The 13800-nt window shown below is 71.0% G+C and carries 17 protein-coding genes and 1 pseudogene; 12 read left to right on the forward strand and 6 right to left on the reverse strand.

From position 1 onward, the window contains the following. Nucleotides 1-22 precede the first annotated feature (22 nt). Genes AB0I81_RS36610 through AB0I81_RS36620 form a run of 3 tightly spaced genes read right to left on the reverse strand, consistent with a single transcriptional unit; the run spans nt 23 to nt 1661 of the window. A complete protein-coding gene (locus AB0I81_RS36610) occupies nt 23-463 on the reverse strand; it encodes a YbaB/EbfC family nucleoid-associated protein (protein ID WP_360666529.1) in 441 nt (146 codons plus the stop codon). Nucleotides 464-468: 5 nt separating this feature from the next. Then, entirely contained in the window at nt 469-1341 is an 873-nt protein-coding gene (locus tag AB0I81_RS36615) for a hypothetical protein (RefSeq protein WP_360666532.1), read from the reverse strand. Then, nucleotides 1338-1661 (reverse strand): hypothetical protein, encoded by a 324-nt coding sequence (locus AB0I81_RS36620; protein WP_360666535.1) that lies wholly within the window; start codon nt 1659-1661, stop codon nt 1338-1340. Before AB0I81_RS36620 ends, AB0I81_RS36615 begins: the two co-directional genes overlap by 4 nt. A 206-nt stretch (nt 1662-1867) precedes the next feature. Between AB0I81_RS36620 and AB0I81_RS36625 the strand changes: the two genes are divergently transcribed. The 3 genes and pseudogenes from AB0I81_RS36625 to AB0I81_RS36635 form a co-directional block, all read left to right on the forward strand. Next, a complete protein-coding gene (locus AB0I81_RS36625) occupies nt 1868-2281 on the forward strand; it encodes a DUF1048 domain-containing protein (RefSeq protein WP_360666538.1) in 414 nt (137 codons plus the stop codon). After that, entirely contained in the window at nt 2281-2487 is a 207-nt protein-coding gene (locus AB0I81_RS36630) for an ATP-binding cassette domain-containing protein (protein ID WP_360666541.1), read from the forward strand. The genes AB0I81_RS36625 and AB0I81_RS36630 overlap by 1 nt, the downstream gene beginning before the upstream one ends. Next, nucleotides 2418-2981 (forward strand): annotated as a pseudogene (locus tag AB0I81_RS36635) (cytochrome P450); the annotation flags it as partial. The gene AB0I81_RS36630 and the pseudogene AB0I81_RS36635, both read left to right, overlap by 70 nt. A gap of 11 nt (nt 2982-2992) precedes the next feature. Here the strand turns inward: AB0I81_RS36635 and AB0I81_RS36640 are convergent. Further along, nucleotides 2993-3892, reverse strand: a complete 900-nt coding sequence (locus tag AB0I81_RS36640; RefSeq protein WP_360666544.1) for an alpha/beta hydrolase — start codon at nt 3890-3892, stop codon at nt 2993-2995. Nucleotides 3893-3994: 102 nt separating this feature from the next. Between AB0I81_RS36640 and AB0I81_RS36645 the strand changes: the two genes are divergently transcribed. Further along, nucleotides 3995-4522, forward strand: coding sequence for a CGNR zinc finger domain-containing protein (locus AB0I81_RS36645; RefSeq protein ID WP_360666547.1), 528 nt, complete (start codon nt 3995-3997; stop codon nt 4520-4522). A gap of 39 nt (nt 4523-4561) precedes the next feature. Next, nucleotides 4562-5155 (forward strand): ATP-binding protein, encoded by a 594-nt coding sequence (locus AB0I81_RS36650; RefSeq protein WP_360666550.1) that lies wholly within the window; start codon nt 4562-4564, stop codon nt 5153-5155. A gap of 53 nt (nt 5156-5208) precedes the next feature. Here the strand turns inward: AB0I81_RS36650 and AB0I81_RS36655 are convergent, their stop codons facing one another. Next, nucleotides 5209-5727: a cupin domain-containing protein gene (locus tag AB0I81_RS36655; RefSeq protein ID WP_360666552.1), complete on the reverse strand. Its 519-nt coding sequence runs from the start codon at nt 5725-5727 to the stop codon at nt 5209-5211. Then, nucleotides 5727-6626: a LysR substrate-binding domain-containing protein gene (locus AB0I81_RS36660; protein ID WP_360666555.1), complete on the reverse strand. Its 900-nt coding sequence runs from the start codon at nt 6624-6626 to the stop codon at nt 5727-5729. The genes AB0I81_RS36655 and AB0I81_RS36660 overlap by 1 nt, the downstream gene beginning before the upstream one ends. Nucleotides 6627-6744: 118 nt before the next feature. Here AB0I81_RS36660 and AB0I81_RS36665 point away from each other — a divergent pair, with 118 nt between their 5' ends. Genes AB0I81_RS36665 through AB0I81_RS36695 form a run of 7 tightly spaced genes read left to right on the forward strand, consistent with a single transcriptional unit; the run spans nt 6745 to nt 13780 of the window. Continuing rightward, the gene (locus AB0I81_RS36665; protein ID WP_360666558.1) at nt 6745-7863 is read left to right on the forward strand and encodes an LLM class flavin-dependent oxidoreductase; all 1119 of its coding nucleotides are present in this window, start codon (nt 6745-6747) and stop codon (nt 7861-7863) included. A 3-nt stretch (nt 7864-7866) separates the two neighbouring features. Further along, complete coding sequence (locus AB0I81_RS36670) at nt 7867-9384, forward strand: ABC transporter substrate-binding protein (protein WP_360666560.1); 1518 nt, start codon at nt 7867-7869, stop codon at nt 9382-9384. After that, nucleotides 9381-10373 (forward strand): ABC transporter permease, encoded by a 993-nt coding sequence (locus tag AB0I81_RS36675; RefSeq protein WP_360666563.1) that lies wholly within the window; start codon nt 9381-9383, stop codon nt 10371-10373. The genes AB0I81_RS36670 and AB0I81_RS36675 overlap by 4 nt, the downstream gene beginning before the upstream one ends. Then, on the forward strand, nt 10370-11236 hold the full coding sequence (locus tag AB0I81_RS36680) for an ABC transporter permease (RefSeq protein ID WP_360666566.1): 867 nt from the start codon (nt 10370-10372) through the stop codon (nt 11234-11236). Before AB0I81_RS36675 ends, AB0I81_RS36680 begins: the two co-directional genes overlap by 4 nt. Continuing rightward, the gene (locus AB0I81_RS36685) at nt 11220-12089 is read left to right on the forward strand and encodes an ABC transporter ATP-binding protein (RefSeq protein WP_360666569.1); all 870 of its coding nucleotides are present in this window, start codon (nt 11220-11222) and stop codon (nt 12087-12089) included. Before AB0I81_RS36680 ends, AB0I81_RS36685 begins: the two co-directional genes overlap by 17 nt. After that, nucleotides 12086-12937, forward strand: coding sequence for an ATP-binding cassette domain-containing protein (locus AB0I81_RS36690; RefSeq protein ID WP_360666571.1), 852 nt, complete (start codon nt 12086-12088; stop codon nt 12935-12937). Before AB0I81_RS36685 ends, AB0I81_RS36690 begins: the two co-directional genes overlap by 4 nt. 60 nt (nt 12938-12997) lie before the next feature. Beyond that, entirely contained in the window at nt 12998-13780 is a 783-nt protein-coding gene (locus AB0I81_RS36695; protein WP_360666573.1) for a DUF4239 domain-containing protein, read from the forward strand. The last annotated feature ends 20 nt before the right edge of the window (nt 13781-13800 follow it).

Consider the following 13800-nt stretch of genomic DNA (forward strand, 5'->3'; position numbering starts at 1 on the left):
GTCCGCGAACGTTTCTGGTGATTCATCGATGCCTTGCGTGAAGGAGCAGGGCGCGTACCCGGTCGATCGTCGTGTTCGCCTGCTCCAGGTTCGCCAAGATCGTGCCGGTGGCCTCGCCGAGCCGGTCGGCGATGAGGTGGCGGTCGGTGAGCAGGCTGTTGCCCCGGCCCACGAAGTGCTCGGCCTGGTCGCGGGCTTCGGTCTCGGCCTGCTGCCTGGCCCGCTGGATCAGGTCGAGGATGGTCTCGGCCAGCTTCGCCGACTCCAGGCGCATGGCGCGCGGGTCGAGACGCAGGTCCCGTACGCCGGAGCGCGAGTCGTAGGTGACCCTCACCCAGCCGTCCGGCGACTCGGCGCGGGCCGTCGCGGGCTCGTCGGGCAACCGGCTCAGCCGGCTGAAGAGGTGGTCGGCGTCGGCCGCGAGCCGTTCGGGGTCCAGGCCGAGCGCCTGCTCGAAATCCATGCTGGTCACTCCCAGGGGAAGGTGTAGGAGCCGTCGGCGGCCTGTTCGGGCACGTACCGGCCGGTGATCGTCTGGCTGCCGCCCATGACGTCGTTCAGTGCTTTGGCGCCCGCCGCCTGCGGCACGCCCTGGGGGAGTGGCGCACCCGTACGCGGATGGCGGCCGGCGAGGCCGTGCGCGGTCAGGTCGCGCTCGATCCGGTTCGCGGTGCCCCAGACCAGCATCGGGCCCTGGGCGAAGGTGGCCGACGCCAGATCACGCAACCCGCTGTCGTCGCCACGGGCCGCCTTGACGCCGACGTCCACGCCGACGGTCGCGGTCAGGGCGGCGGCGCAGCCGTGCAGCAGCGCGTTGAGTGCCGACTCCACCGCCACGTAACCCCCGTACAGGCTGGTCAGGCAGCGCGTGGCCGCCACGCGGGCGGCGGCCAGGCCGAGCGGGGTCACCGCCGTGATCAGCACCCAGAGCGCCAGCGCCGCCATCGCCGCCGCGACCAGGAACTGCAGCAGCACCATCGCGACGAGCGCCGCACCGGCCGTGTACAGCGTCAGGGCGGTGACGATGGCGCGGATCTCGATCGAGCGCAGGCCGGCCAGGTAGGCGTCCAGGTGGCGCTCGAAGGCGCGGCCGTCCTCGCTCCGCCAGCCCGTCGTGGCCACCTCGCCGACCAGGCTCCCGACGTTCAGCCGGGTGGCCGCCACGTCGTCGTGCACCGCCAGCCAGGTCCGCGCGCCGTCGAAGAACGTCCGCGGGTCGTACTGGTGGATGTACATCTTTCCGACGAACGGCCAGGCCGCCGGCACGCCGAGCGCGGCCAGCGTCACCGCCGCGGCCGTGCCCATGGCCAGGCCGCTTCGCGCCAGTTCGGCGGCGTTCACGCCGTCCTCACCGTGCTCGCGGCCTCGGCGTCCTGCCAGGCGCCGAGGGAAGCGGTCACCCCGTCCTGGATGCGTACCGTGTCATCGACGCGACGGCGCACCTCCGCCAGCGTGTACGCCTCGGCCTCGTTGTAGGCCAGCGCCAGCGAGTAGGTGAACGAGGTGAACGCCGACTCGGCCACGGCGAGCGAGACCAGCCTGGGCAGCACGCCGTCCAGCTGCCTGGCGGCTTCGGGCAGGCGGGACCTGATCTCCCTGATCCGGGACCGTTCGATCTCGATCTCGTTCGGGCCGGCAGGTGTCCGGGGATGCGGGTTCATGTGCTTGGTGCGGCTTTCGTCCGTGCGTGAGTGATCACCTCAGCCTGGCAGCGGAACGCCCCGGAGCGGCCCCGTACTGACGGAACCTCTACGCGGACTCGACGCCCACCATCGCGATCTTGACGAGCTATCTAGTGTTGCTATGTACCAGTAGTCGGTGTTACTTTGTACCGGTAGTCATCGCCACTTAGTAGCAAGGGCTGGGCATGGGCACAGAACCGAACGAACCGAAGAAGCGCTACCTGCAGTACCTGGAGGTGGTCACCGGGTCGCTGGAGGACAAGAGGCGCTGGCGGCAGTACAAGGCGCGGGTCAAGAAGCTTCCCGAGAACTACCGCACGGCGGTCGAGGCGATGGAGCGCTACCTGATGCACTTCGGGCCGGGGGACGGCGCCGACGCGGCCTCGATGCACGAGGACCTGGCCGATCTGTTCGAGCAGGCCGCGGCGGACGGGACCCCGATCCGCGAGATCTTCGGACAGGACCCCGTGGAGTTCGTCGAGGCGTTCGTACGCAACTACTCGGTCGGGCGGTGGATCGGCCGGGAGCGGGAGCGCTTCACCGACGCCGTCGCGCGCGCCGCCGGCGAGGACCCCGAGAAGGAAGACGGGACGCTCTGATGACGGTGATCGAGGTGCGGGGCCTGGAGAAGTCCTACAAGGAGCTTCGGGTGCTGCGCGGGGTGGACTTCGCGGTGGCGCGGGGCGGCATCTTCGCGCTGCTCGGCTCGAACGGGGCGGGCAAGACCACCGCCGTGAAGATCCTGTCTCCTTCCAGGACAACATCGACAAGTTCATGGGCGGCGAGACCAGCGACGAGGAGCTGATCGCCGCCTACCTCGCGGTCCAGCAGTACCTCGCCGAGCTGGTGACCGCCAAGCGTGCCAACCCGACCGACGACGTGCTCAGCGAACTCACCGACGGCGACCTGACCGACGAGGAGCTGATGCGGTACCTGACCGTCGCCAAGACGTTCGCGCGGGTCGCGCTGGAGGACATCGAGCTGGGCGGCCACACCGTCAAGGCCGGTACGACGGTCATCGTGTCGATGAACACCGCCAACCGCGACGCCGAGCGCTTCACCGACCCGCACACCCTCGACCTCCAGCGTCGGGAAGGCGGCCACCTGGGCTTCGGCCACGGCATCCACCAGTGCCTGGGCCAGCAGCTGGCCCGCGTCGAGATGCGGGTCGCGCTGCCCGCGCTGCTCGGCCGCTTCCCGGCGCTGCGGCTGGCCGTGCCGGCCGATGAGGTCGCCCTGCACCCCGAGGTCGCCGACATCTACGGGGTCAAGAGCATTCCGGTCGCCTGGGACGTGTGACCGCCGGCGGCTCAGTGCCGGATCCGGCCGAGGAAGTCGCGGATCAGCCCGGCGATCTCCTCGCCGTGGGTCTCCAGCGCGAAGTGCCCCGCGTCCAGCAGGTGAAGCTCCGCGTCGGGCAGGTCACGGGTGTACGCGCGGGCGCCGTCGGCGCCGAAGATCTCGTCGTGCTCGCCCCAGGTGATCAGCATGGGCGGCCGATGCGTACGGAAGTACTCCTGGAACGTCGCGTACAGCGGCAGGTTCGTCTGGTAGTCGAAGAAGAGCTGCAGCTGCACCTCCTTGTTGCCGGGCCGTTCCAGTAGAGCCTGGTCGAGCGTCCAGGTGTCCGGGGTGAGCCGGTCCAGCCGGTCGGCGGGCACGCCGTGGGTGTACTGCCACCGCGTCGCCTCCGGTTCCAGCATCTTGCGCATGGCCGGTTCGTGCGCGGCACGATCCCGGGCGTAGGCGAACAAACCCTCCCAGAACGGGGTGAAGCCCTCGTTGTAGGCGTTGCCCGACTGCACGATCAGGCCGGTGATCCGGTGCGGTTGCCGGGAGGCGATGCGCAACCCGATCGGCGCGCCGTAGTCCATGACGTAGAGCGCGAAGCGGTCCAGGCCGAGCCGGTCGAGCAGGCCCGTGGTGACGGCCGCGAGGTTGTCGAAGGAGTAGTCGAAGTCGGTGACGGCCGGGGCGTCGGAGTAGCCGAAGCCGATGTGGTCGGGGGCGATGAGGTGGAACCGGTCGGCGAGGTCGCTCATCAGCGCGCGGAACATGTGCGAGGACGTCGGGAACCCGTGCAGCAGCACGAGGCTCGGCGCCGCCGGGTCACCCGCCTCCCGGTAGAACACGGTGCGGCCGTCGACGGTGGCGGTGCGGTGCCGCACGGCACGCTGGTCGACGGTGGTGGCTGATGCGGTGTCGCTCATGACGTTCTCCGATTTTCTAACCAGCGTAAATCTGTTTGATGGTTAGAAAGCTAGAACGCGGTCTCTTACCTGTCAAGCCGCCGACGGGGGTAAGATCAGTGGATGATGCAGCGACCGCTGGTCGGCGAGCCTCTCGCCCTCGACCTCGTGAACACGCAGTGGGTGGACCGGGGCCGCGACCACGACCTGTTCGACGAGCCGGGCGGCGTCGCCGCCTGGCTCGCCGAACACCACCTGCCCGGCCCGGCCGGCCCGGCCGAAACTCCCTTGCGGCAGGCCCGCGCGGCGCTGCGCGGCATACTCGAACGCGGCGACGAACGCGCCGAGGAGGAGCTCAACGCCGTCCTCGCCCGTGGCGCGGTGCGGCACGTCCTGCGCCAGGGCATGCCCCGCGAAGAGGTCCACGCCGAGGACGGCTGGCTGCCGGCCTGGCGGGCGGCCGGCAACTACCTGGAACTGCTGCGGCAGCAACCCTCACGCATCCGCCACTGCGCGCATCCGGCCTGCGTCCTGTACTTCTACGACACCTCACGCAACGGCGCCAGGCGCTGGTGCTCCATGGAGGGCTGCGGCAGCCGCACCAAGGCCGCCCGCCACTACCAGCGCAACCGGACGACCACACCGTCGTAGTCACCGTCGTAGTCACAGTCGCAGCCACAGGGGACAGCCATGGAGCTCATCGGGCGACGTGAACAACTCGCACTCCTGGACGAGGCGCTCCGGACGGCGCACGCCGGCGAGCCCGTTTTCGTGGTCCTCGGCGGTGAGGCCGGCATCGGCAAGACCTACCTCATGGAGCACCTGGCCGGACGCCTGGAGGAGGCCGGCGTGCGGGTGCTGCGGGGCTCGTGCGTCGAACTCGGCACCGAGGGCCTGCCGCTGGCCCCGTTCTCCGCGCTGCTGCGCGACCTGATCCGCCAGGCCGGCGACGGCACGCCGCCCGGACTCACCCCGTCAGGACTCGCCCCGGCCGGCAAGGAGCTGATCGCGTTGCTGCCCGAGTCCGGCGGCGACCTCGACCTCGGGTACGGCGGGCAGGCACGGCTGTTCGAGCTGTTCGGCGCCCTGTTTGAACGCCTCGGACGGGAAGGCACCCTGGCCCTCGTCATCGACGACCTGCACTGGTCCGACCGCTCCACCCGCGAGCTGATCGGCTTCCTGGTCCGGCGGCTGCGGAGCACGCGCGTGCTGATCACCATGGCGTACCGGCAAACTTGCGACGCCGCATCCACCGATCCCTTGCCCGTTCCGATAACAGGCTGAGCCTGGCAAGGGTGCGGGAGTGCCGGGATCCGGCATGTGCCCTAATCGGCTCCTTAGATTGAGCGGATCCCGGCCGTGGACCAGTCGAGGCCGTCGAGGTTCACCACGATCGCCTCCTGGGTCGTGCGGGCGATGACGACGACGGCCTCGGTCTCCGGGTCGGGGTTCTCCTCGCGATGCGGGATGTACGGCGGTACGAAGATGTAGTCGCCGGGACTGGTCTGTATCCGGCGTTCCACCGGTTCGTCGCCCTCGACGTCCAGGAACACGAAGGCCGGGTGCCCGGACACGACATAGATCGCGGTCTCGGACGCCCCGTGGTGGTGGTTGCCCGACGTTGTCGAGGCGGCGACATGGGTCTGGCCCATCCAGAGGTTCCCCGCGCCGACCGTCTTGCCGCTGATGGCCTCGACCCGCGTCATCCCCGAGGTCTGCGACGTCTGGCCGATCAGGCCGCTCGGGGCGACATGGTGCAGGGTCCGGTGGAACGGGTCGATGCCGGCGGGCACGAGGACGCCGCTGCGCGTACGGACAAATCCCTCACCGGCCGCGTCGGCTGGCTGAACAGGCATCAGGCTCCTCTGGCGAGTACGAGTTCGTGCGGTGGCACCCCGGCCAGGACCGGGGCCGTCAGAAGGCGGCGCAGCGCGGCCGACACCCGCTCGGAGACCGCGGGCGCGACACCCTGGCGGGTCCACAACGCCAGCGGCAGGGGATTGGGCCGCGGCAGATCGTCGCGGGCCACGAGACCCTCCGGGGTCTGCCCGAGCGTCGCCAGCAGCGCCACGCCCGCACCCGCGCTGACGGCCGCCTGCACGCCGGCCAGCTGGTTGGCCTCCGCGGCGATGGCGACCGGGATCGAGTGGTGCGACAGGGTCGCGAGGGCGCGATCACGAAGCGCGCAGGGATTGTCGAAGGCGACGATGGGAAGCGGCTCGCGTGCCCTCGGCGGCCTCCATCCGGGCGCGGAGTACCAGGCGAGGTTCAGGTCGCCGACCGGGGTGGCGCGCGGGTCGTCGGCGGGGCCGAGCAGCAGGGCCAGGTCGACGCGTCCGGTCGCGAAACTCTCACGGAGTTTGCTGGCGCGGTCGATCCTGAACCTGACCGAGTAGCGGGGCGCCGACCCGTCGAGGGTGCTCGCCAGGGACGGCAGCAACTGGGCCGCCGCATGCTCGGTCGAGCCGATGACGACCGTGCCCCTGGCCTCGTCGCCGAAGCTCTGCAGCACCTCGTCGTGCAGCGCCAGAAGACCTCGCGCCAGGCTCAGCAGCTTCTCGCCGTCGGCGGTGAACCTCGAACCCCGGCCGCGGCGCTCCACCAGCGGGCGGCCGATCGCGGACTCCAGCCGGCGCACGTGCTGGCTCACCGCCCCCTGGCTGAGGTGCAGGGCGTCGGCGGCGCGCTGGAAGCCGCCGGCGTCGGCGACAGCGACGAAGCTGCGCAACGGGGCGATGTCCAGCGTACGGTTCATGCCCACATCATACCCATTATTCCTACCTGATGTAAGGGTATTTATCACGGGAGGTGATCGGCCGTGATTAGAAAGCGTCGTTGGACACTCCGGCGGGCAAGACCGCAGGCTGCTGGATGTGAACCAGTCACCCACATTGCCGATCCAGATCCTGGGGATGGTCTCGACCACCTACGGCTCGGAAAGCGCCGGTTGGCGGGGACCGGTCGTCGATCCCGGTTACCTCGCCGACTTCGCCCGCGCCCATGAGGAGGCCGGTTTCGACCGCGCGCTCGTCGCCCACAGCGCCAGCTCGCCCGAGGGCTTCGCCGCGGCCGCCCACGTGCTCTACAACACCGAACGGCTCCGCGTCCTCATCGCCCAGCGGCCCGGATTCATCCAGCCCACCCTGACCGCGCGCAAGCTGGCGACGCTGGACAACCTCACCGGCGCCGGCCGCGTGGCGATCCACCACATCACCGGCGGCAGCGACACCGACCAGCGGCGCGACGGGGACTTCGAGAACAAGGCCGCGCGCTACCGGCGTACCGCGGAGTTCATCGACGTGCTGCGGCGCACCCTCACCTCGGACGAGCCCTTCGACCACGAGGGGGAGTTCTACCGCTTCGAGGGCGCGTTCAGCTCGGTCAAGCCGCACGGGCCGGTGCCGATCTTCTTCGGCGGGCAGTCCGACGACGCGATCCGGGTGGGCGGCCGGTGGGCCGACGTCTACGCCCTGTGGGGCGAGCCCCTGGCGCAGACGCGCGAACGCGTCGAACTGATCCGCGCCGAGGCCGCACGGCACGGCCGCCAGATCGAATTCTCCCTGTCCGTACGCCCGATCGTGGCCGAGACGGAGGACGCGGCCTGGGAGAAGGCCGACGCGATCCGCCGCGCCTTCGAGAACGACCTCGCCCAGGGCGGCGCGGGGAAGTGGCGGATCGGCCGCGGCGAGAATACGGCGGTCGGCGCGAAACGGCTGAAGGAGGAGGCGGAGCAGAAGCTCGTGCACGACGAGCGGCTCTGGTTCGGCGTCACCCGGCTGACCGACGGCGGCGGCAACTCCACCGCCCTGGTCGGCACGCCGCGGCAGGTCGCCGACGCGCTGCTGAAGTACTACGACCTCGGCATCGGGACCTTCCTGATCCGCGGCTTCGACCCGCTGCGTGACGTGCGCGAGTGGGGTAAGGAGCTCGTCCCGCTGCTGCGCGCCGGCGCGACCGCCCGCGCGCGGGCCCTCATCGGGGCGGGACAGTAGGTGATGAGAGCGGGTAAGGCACTCAAGAACGTCCTCGCGGTCGCGGCGCTCGTGCTCACCGGCTGCGCCTCCCAGACCTCGGTCGGCAACATGTCCGCCGCCGGCGACCGCGGCGACACCCTGACCTGGGGATGGTCGCTGCCTTCCACCTGGGACCCGGTGACCTCCGCGGTCGGCAACGACGTGCACGCGCTGACCCTCGTCTACGAGGGGATCACCGAGACGGACGAGAAGGGCGAGGCCAGGCCCGGCCTCGCGCGGTCGTGGACGTACGCCAAGGACGGCCGCTCGGTCACCTTCCACCTGCGGCCGGGCCTGACCTTCTCCGACGGCACGAAACTCGACGCGGCCGCCGTCAAGGCGAGCCTGGAACGCGGCAAGGGCGCGAAGGACTCGACGGTCGCACCGCAACTGACCACCGTCGAGAGCATCACCGCCGACAGCACCACCGACGTGACACTGCGTCTCAGCCAGGTGGACTACCAGATCCCGTTGTTGTTGTCGGGCAAGACCGGGCAGGTCGTCAGCCCGGCGGCGGCGAAGGACGCCACCGGGCTGGCCACCCGGCCGGTCGGCGCCGGGCCCTTCGTCCTGAAGAGCTACGTGCCCGGGTCGCAGGCGACGCTGGTGAAGAACCCCACGTTCTGGAACGCGGACCAGATCCACGTCACGAACTTCGTCCTCAAGCCGGCCCCTGACCCGTCCGTCGCGGTCGCGGGCCTCCAATCGGGCCAGTTCGACGTCGCGGACCTCACCGCGTCGCAGGTCGGCGGGGTCAAGGCCGCCGGGTTCCCGGTCGGGACGACCGAGGTGCTGCCGGTCCGCGTCCTCGACGTGAACAACACGGTGAAGCCGTTCGACAACCCCAAGGTCGTCCGGGCGATCAGTACGGCGATCGACCGGCAGGCGCTGGTCAGGACGGCCAACTTCGGCCACGGCCGGCCGGTCTGGCAGCCGTTCCCCGAGGGTTACGTCGCCCACGACCCGGAGCTGGACAACCTCTACCCGCACGACGTGGCCAAGGCGAAGCGGCTGCTGGCCGAGGCGGGACACCCGGACGGCATCGACATCCAGCTCGCGCTGGGCAAGGCGGAGGATCCCGTCGGTGAGCTGATCCAGCGGCAGCTGAACGCCGCCGGCATCCGCACGACGCTCACCGTGCAGACGCCGGGCGTCAACAACTACATCACGCGCAGGTACCCGTTCGTGCTCGACCAGTTCAACGCCCGCCAGTCGCCGGTGCAGGCGCTGCAGGTGCTGTTCGGAGCGCAGGGCCTGATGAACCTCGGCAAGACCACCCCCGCCGGGCTGCCCGCGGCGGTCGCCAGGGCGAGCGGATATCCGCTGACCGACCCCGCCTACCCGGCGGCGATCCAGGCCGCCACCAGGATCGCGGTGACGAACATGCCGAACGTGTTCCTGTTCACGGTGACCCGCTTCACGGCGCACACCCCCAAGGTGCACGGCCTGCGGAACTGGGTGGACATCCAGCGCTTCGAGGGCGTTCGGGTGGAGAAGTGACCACGCTGAACGTGCGTACCGGCGTCCTCTCGCCCCACCGCGTGGCCGCGGCAGCCGGCCGCGCCCTGCTGATCGCGGTCCCCGTGGTGCTCGTGTCCACCTTCGTCACCTTCATGCTCGGCGGGCTGACGGACCAGGACCCCGCCTCGGTCGTGCTCGGCGACTCCGCCACCCCCGCCGACGTGGCCAGGATGCGCGCGGCGTTCGGGCTCGACCAGCCGCTGCTGTCGCGCTACCTGCTGTGGTTGTGGAACGCCCTGCACGGCGACCTCGGCGCCTCGTGGTTCACCAAGATCCCCGTGGCGCAGAGCATCGCCGAGCGCCTGCCGGTGAGCCTGTCCGTGGCCGCCGGGGCGCTGCTCATCGCCGTCGTGCTCGGCGGCGTCTCCGGCGTCCTGGCCGCCGTCAGGCAGGGCGGCCGGCTGGACCGCGCCGTCACGGTCGTCACCTCCGTACTGGCGACCGTGCCAGGATTCGTCGCCGCGATCGCCCTCATCACGGTGTTCTCGCTGCTGGTGCCGGTGTTGCCGTCGGGCGGCTGGGCGCCCCCGTCCGCCGGGCTGCTGACCTGGGCGAGCTTCCTGCTGCTGCCGAGCGTGGCGCTGAGCCTGGACGCCGCGGCGGACGTCGCCCGCCAGTTGCGCACCGGCATGGCCGACACCCTGCACGAGAACTACATCGTGGGGGCGCGGGTACGGGGCCTGCCGGGGTGGCGCGTCGTGCTCGTCCACGCGCTCCGCAACGGCGCCGGCCCCGCGGTCGCCGTGCTCGGCATGCACGTGCCGCGGCTCATCGGCGGGGCCGTCATCGTCGAGACCGTGTTCGCGCTGCCCGGCGTCGGCGAACTGACCAAGACCGCGGCGCTCGGCGGTGACGTGCCTGTCGTGCAAGGGGCCCTGCTCGTGACGATCGGCGTCGTGCTGATCTCCTCCGCGCTCGTCAACGTCCTGCTGGTCAAGCTGCGCCCCGCCGCCCGGAGGGAGATATGACGACCATCACCGGCGCCCTGCGCACCCGCGCGGGCGTCATCGCGGCGACCGTGCTGGCGGCCGTGCTCCTGCTCGCGGTTTCCGGACCTTTCCTCGCGCCGTACGACCCGCTGGAGAACAGCGCCGAGATCCTCCGGCCGCCGGGCGCGGCGCACTGGTTCGGCACCGACTACCTCGGCCGCGACGTGCTGAGCCGCGTCCTGGCCGGCGCGCCGACCTCGGTGTTCACCGCCTTCGAGGCCGTCGGCATCGGTCTTGTCATCGGCGTCGTGCCCGGCGTCACCTCCGTGTACCTCGGGCGCGCCTACGAATGGATCACGCTGCGGATCATGGACGGGCTCATCGCGCTGCCCTTCCTGATCTTCGCGATCGCGGTGGCCGCGCTGCTCGGCAACGCCGTACACCAGGCGATGATCGCCGTCGGCATCCTGCTCGCGCCGTCGTTCTACCGCGTCACCAGGGCGGCCGCGCTCAGCCACGCGAACGCGCAGTACGTGACCGCCGCGCGGCTTTTCGGGGCCTCGACGTGGTGGGTGCTGCGCACGCACGTGTGGTCGAAGATCCTGCCGGCGCTCGTCGTCGCCACCGCCAACGCCACCGCCGGCGGCCTGCTGATCGTCTCGTCGCTGACCTTCCTCGGCATCGGCGTGGTGCCGCCCGAGCCCACCTGGGGCGGCATCGTCGCGAGCGGGCTGGGCTACCTGGCGCAGGTGCCGTACGGGCCGGTGTTCCCCTCGTTGTTCATCATGGCGACCGTCGGCGCGCTCAACCTGCTCGCCGACGCGATCAGGGACACGAGCGGCGATCACGGGCGCGCGCGGGCGCTGAGCAGAACGGGAGCACGCCGTGTCCGTCTCACCTGACGCCGCGACGGCGGTTCGCGCGCCCGCGCGAGCCGTCCGCGACGAGGTGTTGTTGTCCGTACGCGGGTTGCGCGTCGGCGTCGCCGATGGCTCCGAGGTCGTGCACGGCGTGGATCTCGACATCCCGCGCGGCTCGGCCGTCGGGCTGGTCGGCGAGTCCGGCAGCGGCAAGACGCTTACTTGCCGCGCCGTTCTGGGGCTGCTGCCCGTCGGCGTCGAGGTCACCGGCGGAGAGATCAGGCTGAGGGGCACCGACCTGACCGCGTTGCCGGCCGCCGCGCGGGCGCGGCTGCGCGGCACCGAGCTCGCGGCCGTGTTCCAGGATCCCGCCTCCTACCTGAACCCGTCGATCACCGTCGGGGCGCAGCTCGCCGAGGTGCTCCGGGTCAAGGCCGGGCTGGGCCGCCGGGCGGCGCGACAGCGGGCCGTCGAGCTGCTGCAGGCCATGGGGCTGCACCGCCCCGAGCACGTCTACGCGCAACATCCCTTCGAGTTGTCGGGCGGGATGTTGCAGCGGGTGCTGATCGCGATGTCGATCAGCGCCGGGCCCGAGCTGCTGATCGCCGACGAGGCGACCACGGCTCTGGACGTGACCGTGCAGGCCGAGGTGCTGGAGCTGCTGAACGACCTGCGCCGCGACAGGGGGCTCACCCTCGTCGTCGTCTCCCACGACCTGGCCGTGATCTCGCAGACGTGCGACACGGTGTACGTGTTCCGCGACGGCGGCATCGTCGAGGCGGGGCCCACCCGGCGGGTGTTGCGCGCGCCGCGTCATCCGTACACGCGTGAACTGATCGGCAACCACGAGCGCTTCGGGATCGACCGGGTGCGTGAACAGGGGAGCGGGCGATGACCACGCTGCTCGACGTCTCCGGGCTGCACGTCGCGCTCGGCCACGGCCGAAAGCGCACCGGGATCCTGCACGGCGTCGACCTCACGGTGGCGTCCGGTGAGATCGTCGGGCTGATCGGTGAGACCGGCTCGGGCAAGACCACGCTCGCACGGGCCGTGCTCGGGCTGGTGCGGGCCGGTAGCGGCACCGTCGCGATCGACGGGCGGCAGGTCGGCGGGCTGCGCGGCGGCGCGTTGCGGGCGTCGCGCCGCGGCGGCGCCGTGCAGTACGTCTTCCAGGACCCGCTGCGCAGCCTCGACCCCGAACGCACCGTGCTCGACACCCTCGTCGAGGGGCTCGCCGTGCGCGGCGGGCACGATCGCGCCGGGCTGCGGGAGGCCGCGGAGCAGGTCGCGCGGCTCGTCTCGCTGCCGCTCGGCCTGCTGCCCAGACATCCCGGCGAGTTGTCCGGCGGCCAGCGGCAGCGGGTCGCGATCGGGCGCGCGATCGCGGTGGACCCGCGCCTGCTGATCTGCGACGAGCCGGTCAGCGCCCTTGACGCCTCGACGCGCATCACGATCCTCGAACTGCTGCTGCGCCTGCGTGAATCCCGCGGCCTCGGTGTGCTGCTGATCACGCACGACCTCGGCTCGCTCGGCGGCGTGGCGGACCGCGTCGTCGTGCTCTACCACGGGCGGGTGGTGGAGACGGGCACCGTCGAGGAGATCTTCCTGGCGCCGCGGCACCCCTACACCCGCCTGCTCGTGGCGTCCGTGCCGTCGATCCGGGACGAGCGGCCGCCGGATCCCGGGCTGCGGCGGGCCCTGCGCGACGAAGTACGCGCGTCCGCCGGTGGGCGCCCCTGGTGACGCGCACGCCTCCCTTTCGCTACTCTCTGCATTGTTTCCGTCGCAGAAAGTAGGGATCTCGTGTTCATCGGCATAATGGGCGTCGTCGTGGCGCTGGTCGCGGCCATCGTCGCGGGCCTGGCCGCCCACCTGGCGGGCCGGTTCATCTCCCCGCAGGTCCGGCAGGACTTCCGCGAGGGCAGCGGCCTGGTGAACGGCATCGTCGGCACGCTGTTCGCGATCAGCGTCGGCCTCGTGGTCGTCGCCGCCTGGAATCAGGTCAATTCGGCCACCCAGACCACCTCCACCGAGGCCAGCAACCTGACCGACGTCTACTGGTACTCCCGCAGCCTGCCCGAGGCGCAACGCGAGACGCTGCGGCGCGTGGCCGACGAGTACGCCAATACGGTGATCCGCCAGGAATGGCCGCTCATGGCAGAGCAGCACACGTTGTCGCAGGCGGCCTGGCGTTCGAGTGAGCAGTTGCGCGCCTTCTTCCAGACCATCGAGCCGGCCACCAGCGCCGCCTCCACCCGCTACGGCCAGGCCATGAGCCGCATGCAGGCCGTGCTCGACGCCCGCAGGGCCAGGGCGCAGATGGCCGACACCGGCGTGCCGCCGCTGTTGTGGATCGCCCTGGCCGGGTGCGGGCTCATCGCGGTGCTGCCGGCGGTCGTGTGCGGCGGCCCGGTCCGCAGGGCGCACATCACCATGGCGGCCGTGGTCGGCGGGCTCGTGGGCATGGTGCTGTTCCTGGTCTACCAGCTCGACTTCCCGTTCAGTGGCGGTGTCACGATCTCGCCCGCCGCCTTCGAGCAGGCCCTGGAGCGCTTCGCCAGCATTCGTTCCATGGACGCCGGTTAGCAGGGGTTGCGAATTTCTGA

Source organism: Nonomuraea sp. NPDC050404 (genome assembly GCF_040655495.1).
In the GTDB taxonomy this organism is placed as follows: domain Bacteria; phylum Actinomycetota; class Actinomycetes; order Streptosporangiales; family Streptosporangiaceae; genus Nonomuraea.